Below are 14,985 nucleotides of genomic sequence, written 5' to 3'. Positions count from 1 at the left end.
CGGCTTGGCGCCAGGTTTTTTATGGGCGAATTCGGAAGGGGCGCAAGAGAAAGGACGGATGCGTGCGATCGGATCAGATAAAAAGGGGAGTGGCCCGTGCCCCCCACCGCAGTCTGCTGAAGGCTGACGGCATAACCGATGAGGAGATGGAGCGCCCCTTCATCGCGGTGCTCAACTCCCGTAACGACATCATTCCCGGCCATACCGAACTGGACAAGATAGCCGATGCCGTGAAGGCGGGCATCCGCATGGCCGGCGGCGTTCCCTTCGAGATTTCCACCATCGGCGTGTGCGACGGCATTGCCATGAACCACGACGGCATGCATTACTCGCTTGTATCGCGGGAAGTGGTGGCCGATTCGCTGGAGTGCGCGGTGCAGGGCCACGCCTTCGACGGCCTGGTGTGCATACCCAACTGCGACAAGATCGTGCCCGGCATGGTGCTGGGGGCGCTGCGGGTGAACATTCCCACGGTGTTCGTGTCCGGTGGCCCCATGCTGCCGGGAGTGCAGCCGGGCGGCTGCGGCCCCACCACCGACCTCAACACCCTGTTCGACGGGGCGGGCAAGGTGGCGGCCGGCGCCATGGACGAGGCTGATCTGGCCTATTACGAGAACACTGCTTGCCCCACTTGCGGCAGTTGCTCGGGCATGTTCACCGCTAACTCCATGAACTGCCTCTGCGAGGCGCTGGGCATCGCGCTGCCGGGCAACGGCACCGTTCCCGCCGTGTACTCCGAGCGGCTGCGGCTGGCCAAGCACGCCGGCATGAAGGTGATGGAGCTGGTGGAGAAGGGCGTGCGCCTCACCGATATCCTAAACGGCGCCGCCGTGCACAACGCGATGGAATGCGACATGGCCTTCGGCGGCTCCACCAATACGGTGCTGCACCTCACCGCCATCGCGAAAGCGGCCGGCTGCCCCATCACCATGGACGACTGGGAGGCGGCCAGCGCGCGCACTCCGCACCTGGTGAAGCTGCAGCCTTCCGGGCCGCGGCCGCTCATCGACCTGTACCAGGTGGGGGGCGTGCCGGTGGTGATGGGCGAGCTGGCGCAGCTGGGGCTTTTGGATCAGAGCGCGCTTACCTGTGTGGGCCCCTTGCCGGAGTATTTGGAGAAGTGCTGCAAACCGGCCGACGGGGAAGTGTGCCGCAAGGCCGACAACCCCTTTTCGCCCCAGGGCGCGTTGAAGGTGCTGCACGGCAACATCGCTCCGAACGGGGCCATAGTGAAAAAGGCGGCGGTTGACCCTTCCATGATGAGGCACACCGGCCCGGCCCGGGTGTTCAACAGCGAGGAGGAAGCCTGCGCCGCCATCAACGGGGGCGCCATCGACGGCGGCGACGTGGTGGTCATCCGCTACGAGGGCCCCAAGGGCGGCCCCGGCATGCGGGAAATGCTCACCCCCACTTCTGCCATCTGCGGCATGGGGCTCTCTTCCAGCGTGGCGCTGATCACCGACGGCCGCTTCAGCGGCGCCACCAAGGGCCCGGCGGTGGGGCATGTGAGCCCTGAAGCGGCGGCCGGAGGCCCCATCGCGCTTATCCAGGAAGGGGATTCGGTGACGGTGGACATCGAAGGGGGCGCGCTTACCTTGAACGTTTCCGAAGAAGAACTGGAGGCGCGCCGTGCCGCTTGGCAGCCGCCGGCCCCCAAGCACAACCACGGGGTGCTGGCCAAATACGCGAAGATGGTTTCCTCGGCCGATGAAGGAGCGTACGTTTCATGAGCAATTCCGTAAGCGAACCGCGGCGCACTGCCGCCGCAGTGGGGGCTCCGCGCGGCGCCGGCTCTAAAACCCCGAAGCAGGGGAAAACCATGCTGGGAGCCGAGGCGGTGGTGGCCTCTCTGGAGGCGGAAGGGGTGGACACCGTTTTCGGCTATCCCGGCGGCCAGGCCATCAAGCTCTACGATGCCCTCTACGATTCCCGGCAGATTAACCATGTGCTGGCCCGCCACGAGCAGGGGGCCGTTCACATGGCCGATGGCTACGCCCGCTCTACCGGGCGCCCCGGCGTGGCCATCGTCACCTCCGGCCCCGGCGCCACCAACACGGTTACCGGCATCGCCACCGCCTACATGGATTCGGTGCCCCTGGTGGTGATTACCGGTCAGGTGCCCCGTGCCGTTATCGGCACCGATTCGTTCCAGGAGTCCGATATCGTGGGCATCACCATGCCGGTGGTGAAGCACTCGTTTCTGCTGCAGTCCACCGACGAGCTCACCCGCACCATCCGCGAGGCCTTCCACATCGCCGTCACCGGCCGGCCGGGCCCGGTGCTCATCGACGTTCCCAGCGACTTGGCAGGGGCCAAGATGGTGTTCGAGTACCCGGACGAGGTGAACCTGCCCTCCTACAAGCCCACCTACCGCGGCAACGCCAAGCAAGTGCGCGCCGCATGCAAGTTGATCGAGGCCTCGAAGCGGCCGCTTTTGTACGTGGGCGGCGGCGTGATAAGCGCCAACGCGTCGGAGGAGCTGGTGGCGCTGTCTTCCCTGATGCAGATACCGGTGGTCACCACCCTCATGGGCAAAGGGGGCGTTCCCGCCAGCCATCTGTTGAATTTGGGGGCGGTGGGCATGCACGGGGCGAAGTACTCCAACTTGGCCATGACCGAGTGCGATCTGCTCATCACCTGCGGTGCCCGCTTCTCCGACCGGGTTACCGGGCGGCTTTCTGAGTTCGCCCCGTTCGCGCAGGTGATCCACATCGACATCGACCCCGCTGAAATCGGCAAGGTGCGGGAGGCGCAGGTGCCCATCGTGGGCGATTTGAAGGGCGTGCTGGCTGCCATGGTGGAACAGCTGCGCAAAGACGGCGCGGCGCCGGCCGATTCGGAATGGCTGGAGCGCATCGGCAAATGGCACGAGCGCTATCCCTTCTACCATCCCAACGTGGGGGACGCCACCGACGAGATCGTGCCCGAGGTGGTGCTGAAGAAGCTGTCGGACAAGCTGGATCCACGGGCGTCCATCGTCACCACCGAGGTGGGGCAACATCAAATGTGGGCCCATCAATTCGTGGATCGCGAGGTGCCCCGCAGCTTCCTGTCCAGCGGCGGCCTGGGCACCATGGGCTTCGGTTTCCCCGCCGCCATCGGTGCCGCCGTGGCCCATCCGGGCAAAACGGTGGTGTGCATCGCCGGCGACGGGTCGTTCCAGATGAATAGCCAGGAGATGGCCACCGCCTCCATCAACGGGGCCAACGTGAAGGTGCTCATTTTGGACAACCGCTGCTTGGGGATGGTGCACCAGTGGCAAAAGCTGTTCTACGACAAGCGCTATTCCCAAACGCTGCTAGAACCGGTGCCCGACTTCGTGAAGCTGGCGGACGCCTACGGTTGGCAGGGGAGGCGCATCGCCGACCCGGCCCAGGTGGACGCCGCCCTTGACGAGATGCTGGCAAGCGAGGGGCCCTACCTTTTGGACGTGGCCATTTCCCGTGAGCAGAACGTGTATCCCATGGTGGCCCCCGGCGCTGCGCTGGACAACATCATGGGGGCCATCGACGTGGCGGTGGGGGCGGTGCGCACCGACATGCCCGCCGGCGCCCAGAAGCCCCCCACCGTTTCCCCGTGCGCCCAGCTGGACGCCCAGTTCGGCGGCCGCTGGGAATTCAACCCCGAAGATGTGGGGCAGCGGATGGAGCGCAGCGCGGCCGAAGCGGCGGGGCTTGCCCAGAAGACGGCCCCTGAAGCGGGAGAGGAGGCATAGAGGATGTACCACGTGCTCTCAGTGCTGGTGGAGAACAAGCCGGGCGTGCTGTCCCGCGTCACTGGCCTCATTTCCCGCCGCGGCTTCAACATCGAGTCGCTGTCGGTGGGCCCCACCGAAGACCCCACCATGTCGCGGGTGACCGCCATCGTGGTGGCCGACGATGTGGCCTACGAGCAAATTACCAAGCAGCTTCACAAGCTGATAAGCGTGCACAAGATCACCGACCTCACCAACGACAACGCCATCGACCGCGAACTGGTGCTGTACAAGGTGAACGCCAGCCCCGAACGGCGCAGCGAGATTATAGAGATCGCCAACATTTTCCGGGCGAAGATTGTTGACGTGGGGCGCAATTCCCTTACCATCGAGGCCACTGGCGACGGGCCGAAGCTGAAGGGTTTGGAGGACTTGCTGCGGGCTTACGGCATCAAGGAGACAGTGCGCACCGGCACCATCGCCATGAGCCGCAGCTCGAAGGAATAGGCATCACCGGGCCGGGCGCCCGTGATTATAGAAAACGCAATCAGCCGAGACGAAAGGAAAGCGAACACCATGGCTGTGACAATCTATTACGAAGAGGACGTGAATCCGGAAATCATCAAGAACAAGAAGGTGGCGGTGATCGGCTACGGGTCCCAGGGCCACGCCCATGCCCTGAATCTCAAGGACTCCGGCGTTGACGTGCGGGTGGGTTTGCGCGAGGGTTCGTCCTCCTGGGCCAAGGCGGAAGAAGCGGGCCTGAAGGTGATGACCATGGACACCGCCGCCGAGGAGGCCGACCTCATCATGATCTTGGTGCCCGACGAGCTGCAGCCCCAGGTGTACGAGGAGTTCATTGCCCCGCACCTGAAAGACGGCGATACTCTGGCCTTCGCCCACGGCTTCAACATCCACTACGGCTACATCACCCCGCCCGAGACGGTGAACGTGATCATGTGCGCCCCCAAGGGCCCCGGCCACATCGTGCGCCGCCAGTACACGGAGGGCTCCGGCGTGCCGGATTTGGTGTGCGTTGAGCAGGACGCCACCGGGGATGCCTGGGACATCGCCCTGTCTTATGCCTGGGGCGTGGGCGGTGCCCGCAGCGGCATCATCAAGGCAACCTTCAAGGAGGAGACCGAAGAGGACCTCTTCGGCGAGCAGGCGGTGCTGTGCGGCGGCCTCGTAGAGCTGGTGAAGGCTGGCTTCGAGACGTTGGTGGAGGCCGGTTATCCGCCCGAGCTGGCGTATTTCGAGTGTTACCACGAGATGAAGATGATCGTTGACCTCATGTACGAGAGCGGCATCCACTTCATGAACTACTCCATCTCCAACACCGCCGAGTACGGGGAGTACTACGCCGGCCCGAAGGTGATTAACGAGCAGTCCCGCGAGGCCATGCGCGAAATTTTGGCCCGCATCCAGGACGGCAGCTTCGCTGAGGAGTTCGTGGCCGATTGCAACAACAACCACAAGTGGCTCATCGAGCAGCGCGAAGCCATCAACGACCACGAAATCGAGAAGACCGGAGAGAAGATCCGCTCCATGTTCACCTGGGTTAAGTAGGTTGTTCCGGTGGCCTGTCGGCCACCGGAACCCCTCGTCCGCCGAGGATTCCCCATGCGCCCCGCCTTGGCGCTCAGGGCTTGCCCTCACGGCCCGAAGGCCGCTCGGCTGCCCTTCGGGCCAATCCGGGGCACCTGGGAAACCCTCGGCTACTTGCGTGTCAACCGGCAAGGCTTGATGACAGGGGGACGGGGTTAATGTCATGGGCGGGCTCTGCCCGAAGGGCGCTGTTTGCCTGCGTGCTTGATTCGCCTTTCGTTGCGCGGCGGGGGTAAACGGGCCGCGCGGCGAGGGGTTGCTTGACAGGGGTGAAACCTCTGCTACCATTGCCGTTGGGGAAACCGTTCGAAGTAATCGCACGGATAATGTTTGCAAAAGTTGGTCCGCGGGGGCGCGGGTCACCACTTTGTGCTTTAATGCGCAAGGTATTTGTCAAACGTTATTTAGAGGGGCGGTTATTGTGACGAACGATAATTCTTTTCTTGAACTAGATCTTGAGTCCGATTTCGAGGACTACAACCCACTGGATGAAGTTGAACCGGAGGAAGATGACGACGATTACGTTGGCATCGAGGGCTATCTGGGGGAGGAGCACGCCGCTGAGGAGATAGCGGTTCCGGAAATTCCTGCCGCCGAGCGCATCCAGAACCTGTTCAAGTCGATGGCCCCGCGCCGCAAGACGCTGCTGGGCATCCTCGCCTTCGTGGAAACCCCGCAATCCACCACCGCGCTTGAAGCCAAAGTGGACGAGCTGCAGGCCCACAACTTCTCGGTGTACTCTTCCGGCAACCTGTCCGCCCTGCTGGAGCAGGCGGGCGCCATCACCCGCGTCACCGAAGAGGGCGAGCCCTACGAGAACATCCACAACGAGCCGGAAATCGTGGAAATCGACGGTGTGGAGTATCTCCAGCCGGTGGATCCGCCCGAGATTTACTGGGTGATCACCGAGGAGGGGGCCGAGTACCTGGATTCCGACCGTCCGCTGGACCGCCTGCGCGACATCCTGGAGCAGGACACCCTTTACCTTCCCATTTACGAGCGCATCCTCACCATCTGCGAGGACGGCAAGACCGTGAAGGAAATCAACGCCCAGGTGGACGACGATCCGCTGGTGCAAAAGCCGCGCCTGTACGCGCCGCACTTCATCGATAAGCTGGAGAAGTGCGATGCGCTGGAGTGGGCCGACACCTGGACCACTACTGAAATCGGCCGCGAGGGCCTGGCCATCGTGAAGGAAATGATGGCGACCCAGGGCGGCGATGAGGCCGAGAACGCCGACGCTTAGAGCGCGGAACCTTCCCGAAACTTGTTCCCTTGAGAAAAGGATGCATATCAAATGACTGAAGAAATCACTGAAATCGTGGAGGAAACCGAAGTTGACGAGCCGATGGACGAGGAGACCAAAGCGGCCCTCATCTCCATCACCGAGCAGCGTTCCGCTACCTACGGCCTGCTGTCCCGCCTGTACCGCGTTGAGGTGGATGAGGAGTTCCTGAAGGAAATGAAGGGCATGCGCTTCCCCGCCGCCACCGGCAACAGCCAGGTAGACGAGGGCTACCGCCTCATTGCCACCTTCCTTTCCAACACCTGGGGCAACACCATCACCGATTTGGCCATCGACTACGTGCGCACCTTCATCGGCCACGGCGTGGACGCCTTCTCGGCCGCTTACCCGTACGAGTCGGTGTACACCTCCGAGAAGCGCCTGATGATGCAGGACGCCCGCGACGAGGTGCTGGCCATCTACCGCAGCCAGGGGCTGGACAAGCAGGAAACCTGGAAAGAGGCGGAAGACCACCTGGCGCTGGAACTGGAGTTCATGCAAATCCTGGCCAACCGCACCGTGGACGCGCTGAAGGCCGGCGACGAGGACGCCGCCATCGAGCTGCTCACCACCCAGAAGAACTTCCTGGAGGACCACCTGATGGCCTGGGTGCCCATGATGACCTCCGACATGCGTCGTTTCGCCAAGACGGATCTGTACCGGGGCCTGGCCAGCCTGACCGACGGATTCATGACCGTTGATTTCGAGTTCCTGCAGGACTTGCTGCAGGCGTAGAAATAATTTGCTGGGAGTCGGGAACCTATTCGTTTAGGGAGAGGAGAAGGAGCCATGACCGAGCAAAAAGAGAAGAACGCTCCCGTAGAGGAGGGTTCGAGCGGCGTCATTTCTCGGCGCTCGCTGTTAGTGGGGTTAGGAGGCACTGCGGTTCTTTGCGGCCTTGGCGCTGTGCGCTATGTCGGCTCCGATCCGCTGGTGCGCCCTCCGGGAGGCCAGAACGAGGATCAGCTGGTTTCCGCTTGCATCCATTGCGAGAAGTGCTATGAGGTGTGCCCCCGCAACGTCATCGCTCCTGCTCACATCGAGAACGGCATCTTGAACATGCGCACCCCGGTCATGACCTACAGCCAGGACTGGTGCGACTGGTGTAAGGAAGAGAACGGCGGCGATCCGCTGTGCGTGAAGGTGTGCCCCACCAAAGCGCTGGAACTGCCCCAGGGCGCCACGGCCGAGAACACCCTGCTGGGCCTGGCCGATCTGGACACCGACCTCTGCCTGGCCTACCGCCTCATCGGCTGCCGTTTCTGCTACGACGCCTGCGAGTACGACGCCATCGAGCTGGATGAAAACAACCGTCCCTACGTGATCGACGACAAGTGCAACGGCTGCGGTGCCTGCGAAAGCGTCTGCGTTTCCATGCAGAACGGTTCCATCACCGCCGGCGCCAACCGCCGCGCCATCATCGTCGAGCCCATTCAGTAAGGGAAGGGGATATTCATGAAATCCAACAAGCTTCGCGTCATCATCCCCTTGGTGGTGTTGCTGCTGGTGGCCATCGGCTACGTGACCGCTTTCGGCATCGGCACCATCTCCGCCTTCGGCTGGATGGACATCTCGCTGCTCTGCCCGCTGGGCAGCCTGCTCACCCTGGTGGCCTCCAAGATGGCCGTGCCCCGCGTGCTCATTTCGCTCGTGGTGGTAGTGGTGCTCATTCTGCTGTTCGCCCGCGCCTTCTGCGGCTGGATCTGCCCGGTGCCCGTGGTTTCCAAGATTCGCGGCATTTTCGGCGGCAAGGCTTCCAACACCGACATGACCGGTGTCGCCGCCCTTGAGCCGGAAGCTGCCATGGCCGCCATGGCAGCCGACAAGAAGAAGGCGGCCGGCGACGCGCTGACCGAGGAAGAGAAGAACGCTCTCAAGGGCTGCTCCGGCAGCTGCGGCTCCTGTGCCAGCAAGTTCCAGAAGCTGGACTCGCGCCATGTGATCCTGGGCGGCTCCCTGGTGTCCGCGGCCATCTTCGGCTTCCCGGTATTCTGCCTCATTTGCCCCATTGGCTTGACGCTGGCCACCATCTTGCTGGTTATGCGCCTGTTCGCCTTCGGCGATGTAACCTGGTCGGTGGTGGTGGTTCCCGTCATCCTCATCCTGGAACTTTTGGTGTTCCGCAAGTGGTGCTCGAAGATCTGCCCCATCTCTGCGCTGATGAGCCTCATCGGCAAGGGCAACAAGACCTTCGTGCCCACCATCGACAACGCCAAGTGTCTGGAGTCCGCAAAGGGCCGTTCCTGCGAGATCTGCTCGCAGGTGTGCCCGCAAGGTATCAATCCGCGCCATCCCGAGGCCGGCATGTCCTTCAGCGAGTGCACCAAGTGCCGCGCTTGCGTTGAAAACTGCCCCACCTCGGCGATCAAAATGCCGTTCCTGCCCCAGAAACCCACCGCTATGCCTGCGGGCGACGAGGTGGGGGCAGAGGCCAGCGCATAGGCGCCCAACTTCAAGAAAGAAGATCGTCTTATGACCTTAACCCTGCGTACTGCCCCGGAAGTTGTCCTGTACAAGGGCGCTGTGGGAACCGGCAAGACCTCCGCTCTCGTGGCCGCGGCCGCTGAGAAGGTGGCCGCCGGAGCCGCGCCGGAAAGCCTACTGGTTTTCGCGTCCACTCCCGATGCTGCCGCTCAGCTGGAAAAGCGCCTCGCCGCTGCCGGTGTGGGCGCGGTTCGGGTGACCACGCCCCGGGCTTTCTGCCTGGAGGTGCTGTCCACGCCGGCCGCCCGCGAGGCCACCGGCCGCGACCCGCGCCTGGTCAGTTCGTTCGAGCAGGCCTTCATCATGGAGGACATGAAAGTGTCCGGTTTGAAGATCAAGCGGCTGCGCGAGATGCTCAAGTTCTTCTACCGCGGCTGGACCGAGCTTTCCGGGGAGGACCCGGAGTGGTTGGTGACGGCGGAAGAAGAGTCGGTGCACGGCATGCTGAAGGGGACGCTGGGCTTCACCCGCTCCATCCTCGAACCGGAGCTGGCCGCCCTTACCTGGGGCTACCTGCATGGCCACGAGGATGCGCTGGCGGCGGTTTCGGTAGATCACGTGCTGGTGGACGACTACCAGCAGCTCTCTCGCGCTTCCCAGTTCGTGGCGAACATGGTGGCGCGGCAGTCGGTGACCGCCGCGGCCGATCCGCTGGCGTGCATCGAGGTGTACGACAGCTATCCTTACGGCGCCGGCGTTGACGAGCTGGAGCAGGCCGGTGCCGAAGTGCGCGCCTTGGAGGACTGCCATCTGTGCGGTGCCAGCCTCCATGCGGCCCAGGTGCTGGCGGATGAGTTGGAAGCCGGTGCGGTGGTGTTGGGCAACCCCGATAACCTGGACGCGTCGGTGAGCTTCGGGGAGTTCCCCTGCGATACCTCCCACGATGAGTTCAGCTCCATCGCCCAGCGCGTGGGGCAGCTGTCTGAGGCGGGCGTTACCGCCGAAGACATCTTCCTGCTCACCTTCAACAAGCAGTGGGCCCGTCAGCTCAAGCGCTACCTGACCGAGCAGGGTATCGCGGTGAACAGTGCCTTCGACGGCCGTTTGGCCGCGGGCGACTATCGCGATTACGCCCGTTGCGCGCCGGCGCGGGTAATCACCGCCCTGCAATTGGCGGCCGACCCTGAGAACTGCCTCGCATGGCGTTGCTGGATCGGTTTTGGCGACTACCTGGGCAACAGCGCCGCTTTGTCCGAGATTTACGCATGGGCCAAGGACAAGGGCTATAACCTGCTGGAAACCCTGCAGGCGCTGACCGCAATGGACGCCGGCGCGGCATCGCTCATCTCTGCGGGCGCCGGTCGCATTGTGGCGGCCTATCGCAGCGGCTGCGCGGTGGTGGAGCAGGTGGACGGCTTGTCCGGCCTTGAGCTGATCCGCAAGTTGGTGGCCGCGGTGGACGCCACGGCTCCGGCTTCGGTGCGAGAGACCATTATTCCCGAAAAGGTGGAGGAAATGGTGGTGTCCTTCTGCGCCCCCGTCCCGGGCGCCGCTACCGCCAAGGTCATCGCCGCCACGGTTACCGATCGCCTCACCGACTCCCGGCTGGAAGGCAACGGCGGCGTGATGATGGGCTCGGGCGCCCATGTGGTGGGCTCTTCTCCCAAGGCGCTTTTGGTGTGCGGCTTCGACAACGGGTTCATCCCCGAGCGCGATTACTTCGACACCACGGTGGTGACGCTGGACAAGCAGGAGAAGATGCACGAAGCGGACACCCGCTTCCTCTACACGGTGCTGGGGAAGGCCACCGATCAGCTGCAGGTTTCCTATTTCACGTCCATCGACCTGGTGGGGGCTGAAAAGCTGAAGTTGAAGGTGGACCGCATTCGGTTGAAAAACGGCATGCGCATGGCTAGACTGACTGCCAGCGAGTTCCTGCCGGTGATTCTGCCCACCGACTAGTTTCTCATTCGGGCAAAAGGACCCGTTCTAAGAGCGATTCGCATTTGCAAGGGGGATAAGGGGAATGCGAATCGCTCTAAGAGCGGGTCCTTTTTTTGTTCCGGCGTTCTGTGAACACCGGAACGGCCCGGCGCTGCGGCCCACCGTGGCGCCTGTCCTTGCCCCTCAAAGCTTTCCGTCGCGTGCCGAAGCACGCTCAGCCGCTTTTCGGGGCAATTACGGGCACCACGGTGTGCCTCGCTTGCTTTGGTGGACCTGGGATTCCCCCTTGCCGCCTCGATACGCTGGGCAAAAAAATACCCCTCCGGGCTGGGGGACCCGGAGGGGCTGTTCAGTACGCACGGAGGAGAAGGGGAAACGTGCGTATGTTCTCACGTCCGTTGAGGGGTTGAGAGAGAGGAGGTTTTCACGCAGGAGACAAACAACGGACGATCGGGATATTGAGTTTTCAACAGGCGGGGCCGTGCCCCTCGTGCCTGAAAATCATAATAGGGGAGAGGTTTTTGGATAAAAAGCCGTTTTACCTACAGGTTGAATCTGCGTTTAGCTCCCGTTTCCTGCCAGATGGAATCTCCACCTTTTTGCGATGGGCGGTGTGTTTTCCTTGCCGGCGGGAATGCCGCGGGCTTTTGGCGGGCGGTAAAGTAGAATAGAGCCCTATTAGTACGCTTGATGGCTGGAAGCGGCCGCTTCCAGGAGGTCATATATGGATAACGCTGGCAACCGCCCGGATGGGGCGGGAGTGTTCATAACGTTCGAGGGCGGGGAAGGGGCCGGCAAGACCACCCATATCCGCTTTCTGGCGAAAGCGCTGGAAGGGCTGGGCTATTCGGTGCTCATGCTTCGAGAGCCCGGCGGCACCGAGTTGGGGGAAGCGCTGCGGGCGCTGGTGCTCGACCCAGCCTATGGCCCGGTGAGCCCCCGGTGCGAGATGCTCATCTACGAGGCCGCCCGCGCGCAGCTGGTGGACGAGGTGATCAAGCCGGCGCTGGCCGCGGGCAAAATCGTGCTGTGCGACCGCTTTACCGATTCCACCGAGGCCTACCAGGGGTTCGGCCGCGGCATCGATCGCGAGCAGGTGCGCACCGCCAATGCCTTCGCCGCCGACGGGCTGGTGCCCCACGCCACCTTGCTGCTGCGCTGCGAGGGGGCTGCCGAGGGGCTGGTGCGCGCCACCCATCACGGCAGCGCCGACCGGCTGGAGCAGGCGGGGCTTGACTTTCATCAGCGGGTGGAGCTCGGCTTTGGGCAAATGTGCCGTGAAAGCGACGGCCGCATCCGCGTAATCGACACGTCAGGCCCGAAGTCGCTCACGGCGGCCCAGGTGTTCTCGGCGCTGGTGGACGTGGTGCCGGCGCTGGCGGACTCGGCCCTGTTCGACGAAGACTACTTCTCGGTTTTGGACGTAAAAGCCCATGGGTGACGCATTCGACTGCATAGTGGGCCAGCCGCAGGTGCGCGAGTTTCTGCGCGCCACCACCGCCAACGACCGTATTAGCCACGCCTATCTGTTCGCTGGGCCCGCCGGCTCGAACAAAACTCAGGCCGCCTATGCCTTCGCCCAGGCCATTTTGTGCCCGAAGGGGGCGAAGGGCCCCCGGGGCGGCCGCTGCGGGGCGTGCGATGCCTGCGACAAGGTGATGCGGCGCAAGCATCCTGACGTGCGCTATTTCGCCCCCGAAGGGGCCAACGGCTACCTTATCGAGCAGATGCGCGAGATGGTGACCGATGCCTCCATGGCCCCCATTCAGGCGAAAAAGAAGGTGTATATCATCGACCGGGTGGACCAGCTGGGCACTTCGGCCGCCAACGCATTCCTGAAAACCTTGGAAGAACCGCCGGGCAACGTGGTGTTCATCTTGCTGGGACGCACCTGCGATGGCGTGCTGCCCACCATTCTGTCCCGCTGCCAGGTGGTGCCCTTCCGGCACATCCCGGCGTCCGAGGCGGCCGGGATCGTGGCTCAGAACACCGGCGCCTCTTTGCTGCACGCCCGCATTGCCATCGAAGCTTGCGGCGGTTCCATCAGCCGCGCCATCGAATTCCTGGCGGCCGGGTCGGCCCGCATGGAGTTCAGGAAGCGGGTGCTGGACACGCTGGAGCGGCTGCGCCACTGCGAAGACTGGGACGTGGTGGGCATGGCGGCCGACCTCATTAAGGCCGCCAATTTCCCGCTGGACGCCGCGCGGCAGCAGTTCGAGCAGGAGCTGGCCCAGAACCAGGATTTCCTGGCGAAGTCGGCGCTGCGGCAGCTGGAGGCGCGCCAAAAGCGCCAGATCACCGCAAAGTCGTCGGAGTGCATGCGGCAGCTGACCTCCATAATCCGCTCGTGGATTCGGGACGTGATGATGATCTGCAGTGGCTGCTCCGATTTGGTCATCAACCAGGACGTTCTGCCAGCGCTGCAGGCGGCTGCCCAGCGGGCCACGCTGCCCAGCGCCCTCTGTGCTTTGCGTGCGGTGGACGAATGCGAAGCCTCCATTGCCTATAATGTTTCCCCAGAAGCCTGCATCGATGCGCTTCTGTTCAAAGTGAAAGAGGTAATTTCGTGACGAAAGTCGCCCCGGTACATACTGCGTACAATCCGAAGACCCTGTGGTTCGATCCGCAGGGGCTTGAAATATCCAAAGGCGACGCGGTGGTGGTGAGCACCGCCCGCGGCCTTGAGTTCGGCCGGGCGGCCGGCAACTTGCTGGAGGTGGACGAGGCCCAGATCAAGGCCCTCAAAACTCCGCTGAAGCCGGTGGAGCGGCTGGCCACCGAGGAGGACATCGAAAAGGCCGCCTCCCTTGAGCAGCAGGGGCGCGAGGCCCTTCCGCTGTTCAAGGAGATGGTGGAAGAGTCCGGCGTCGAGATGCACCCGGTGGCGGTGGAGTTTCTGTTCGACGGCGACAAGGCCGTGTTCTATTTCGAATCCGAAGAGCGGGTGGACTTCCGCGATTTGGTACGGAAGCTGGCCGGCCACTTCCATGTGCGGGTGGACATGCGCCAGATCGGCGTGCGCGACGAGGCCCGCATGGTGGGCGGCCTGGGCCATTGCGGTCAAGAGCTGTGCTGCAAGCGGCTGGGGGGCGAGTTCTGCCCGGTGTCCATCCGCATGGCCAAAGAGCAGGACCTCTCGCTGAACCCGCAGAAAATCTCGGGGCTGTGCGGCCGTCTCATGTGCTGCTTGCGCCACGAGTTCGACGCCTACAAGGATTTCAAGACCCGCAGCCCCAAGGTGGGCGCCACCGTAACCACGCCGGCCGGCCCCGCAAAAGTGGTGGATCTGGACGTGCCCCGCGAGCTGGTTTCGGTGCGCATCGAAGGGGAGAAGCCAGTTCGCATCCCCATCGCCGGCTTCGAGAAGAAAGAAGACGGCTCGCGCCCCTCGGTGGTGACCGAGGACGCATGGGCCGCCGCCAACGAGGAAACCCAGGCGCGCATCGGCGGCGAATCCGCCCTGTTCTCCACCTCCCAGTTCACCGGCGCCGACAAGCTGGCGGAGGCGGGTGCGGTGCGCCGCAACCCTTCGCGCAAAAAGTCGCAGCCCGGCGCGGGTTCTGGTTTCGGCAAGAGTGGCGAGCGCAGCCGCCGCGGCCGTCAGGACAAGGTTTCGGTGAAGCCGGCGGAGCGCAAGCCGCGGCGCCGCTCCACCACGCTTTCCACCGACGGCTCCGTGCCCCAGGAGGGGCAGGCGGCCAGGCGAGGGGGCGAGTGCAGCGATGAGCAGCGGCACGGAAACGCCAAGCGGCAGCGGCCGCAGGCGGCCCGTTCCGGCGGCCAGGCGAAGGGGGAGGCGGCGGAAAAGCGCCGTTCCTCTTCCGGCAAGCAGCGGCGCCAAGGGCCCCGGTCCGAAGGGGCCGAGCGGCCGAAGAAGGCCACCCGCCCCGGTCAGCGCTCCAGCGGCCTGTCCCGGCCGCCGGCCGCGCCGGCATCCGGCGGCGGCGCTGCGGCAGAGGGCGCCTCGTCGTCGCGCCGGCGCCGTCGCCGTCGCAGCAGGGGCACCGGGGAAGCCCAGGAGTAGCGGTCC

General features: G+C 63.9%; 12 protein-coding genes. All 12 read left to right on the top strand.

Annotated features, from left to right (window positions below):
- The first annotated feature begins 62 nt into the window (after window positions 1-62).
- On the top strand, window positions 63-1,730 hold the full coding sequence (gene ilvD / locus DMP11_RS01420) for a dihydroxy-acid dehydratase (protein WP_183621448.1): 1,668 nt from the start codon (window positions 63-65) through the stop codon (window positions 1,728-1,730).
- Complete coding sequence (gene ilvB / locus DMP11_RS01415; RefSeq protein ID WP_123184698.1) at window positions 1,727-3,715, top strand: biosynthetic-type acetolactate synthase large subunit; 1,989 nt, start codon at window positions 1,727-1,729, stop codon at window positions 3,713-3,715. Before ilvD ends, ilvB begins: the two co-directional genes overlap by 4 nt.
- A 3-nt stretch (window positions 3,716-3,718) precedes the next feature.
- A complete protein-coding gene (gene ilvN, locus DMP11_RS01410) occupies window positions 3,719-4,201 on the top strand; it encodes an acetolactate synthase small subunit (protein WP_123184697.1) in 483 nt (160 codons plus the stop codon).
- Window positions 4,202-4,270: 69 nt separating this feature from the next.
- Window positions 4,271-5,263: a ketol-acid reductoisomerase gene (gene ilvC / locus DMP11_RS01405; protein ID WP_123184696.1), complete on the top strand. Its 993-nt coding sequence runs from the start codon at window positions 4,271-4,273 to the stop codon at window positions 5,261-5,263.
- A gap of 460 nt (window positions 5,264-5,723) precedes the next feature.
- A complete protein-coding gene (locus tag DMP11_RS01400) occupies window positions 5,724-6,548 on the top strand; it encodes a hypothetical protein (protein ID WP_123184695.1) in 825 nt (274 codons plus the stop codon).
- A gap of 51 nt (window positions 6,549-6,599) precedes the next feature.
- Window positions 6,600-7,322, top strand: a complete 723-nt coding sequence (locus tag DMP11_RS01395) for a TorD/DmsD family molecular chaperone (RefSeq protein WP_214646967.1) — start codon at window positions 6,600-6,602, stop codon at window positions 7,320-7,322.
- 54 nt (window positions 7,323-7,376) lie between these two features.
- Window positions 7,377-8,027: a 4Fe-4S dicluster domain-containing protein gene (locus DMP11_RS01390; RefSeq protein WP_123184694.1), complete on the top strand. Its 651-nt coding sequence runs from the start codon at window positions 7,377-7,379 to the stop codon at window positions 8,025-8,027.
- 15 nt (window positions 8,028-8,042) lie between these two features.
- Window positions 8,043-9,029, top strand: a complete 987-nt coding sequence (locus DMP11_RS01385) for a 4Fe-4S binding protein (protein ID WP_123184693.1) — start codon at window positions 8,043-8,045, stop codon at window positions 9,027-9,029.
- Between the two features lie 30 nt (window positions 9,030-9,059).
- Window positions 9,060-10,973, top strand: coding sequence for a UvrD-helicase domain-containing protein (locus DMP11_RS01380; protein ID WP_123184692.1), 1,914 nt, complete (start codon window positions 9,060-9,062; stop codon window positions 10,971-10,973).
- A gap of 706 nt (window positions 10,974-11,679) precedes the next feature.
- Window positions 11,680-12,396, top strand: coding sequence for a dTMP kinase (gene tmk / locus DMP11_RS01375; protein WP_123184691.1), 717 nt, complete (start codon window positions 11,680-11,682; stop codon window positions 12,394-12,396).
- The gene (locus DMP11_RS01370; protein ID WP_123184690.1) at window positions 12,389-13,525 is read left to right on the top strand and encodes a DNA polymerase III subunit; all 1,137 of its coding nucleotides are present in this window, start codon (window positions 12,389-12,391) and stop codon (window positions 13,523-13,525) included. Before tmk ends, DMP11_RS01370 begins: the two co-directional genes overlap by 8 nt.
- On the top strand, window positions 13,522-14,979 hold the full coding sequence (gene ricT / locus DMP11_RS01365) for a regulatory iron-sulfur-containing complex subunit RicT (protein WP_123184689.1): 1,458 nt from the start codon (window positions 13,522-13,524) through the stop codon (window positions 14,977-14,979). The genes DMP11_RS01370 and ricT overlap by 4 nt, the downstream gene beginning before the upstream one ends.
- Window positions 14,980-14,985 lie beyond the last annotated feature (6 nt).

The organism is Parvibacter caecicola (genome assembly GCF_003725335.1).
Taxonomy (GTDB): domain Bacteria; phylum Actinomycetota; class Coriobacteriia; order Coriobacteriales; family Eggerthellaceae; genus Parvibacter; species Parvibacter caecicola.
The sequence above is the reverse complement of the archived record's forward strand: the minus strand, read 5'-3'. Positions and strand labels throughout refer to the sequence as shown.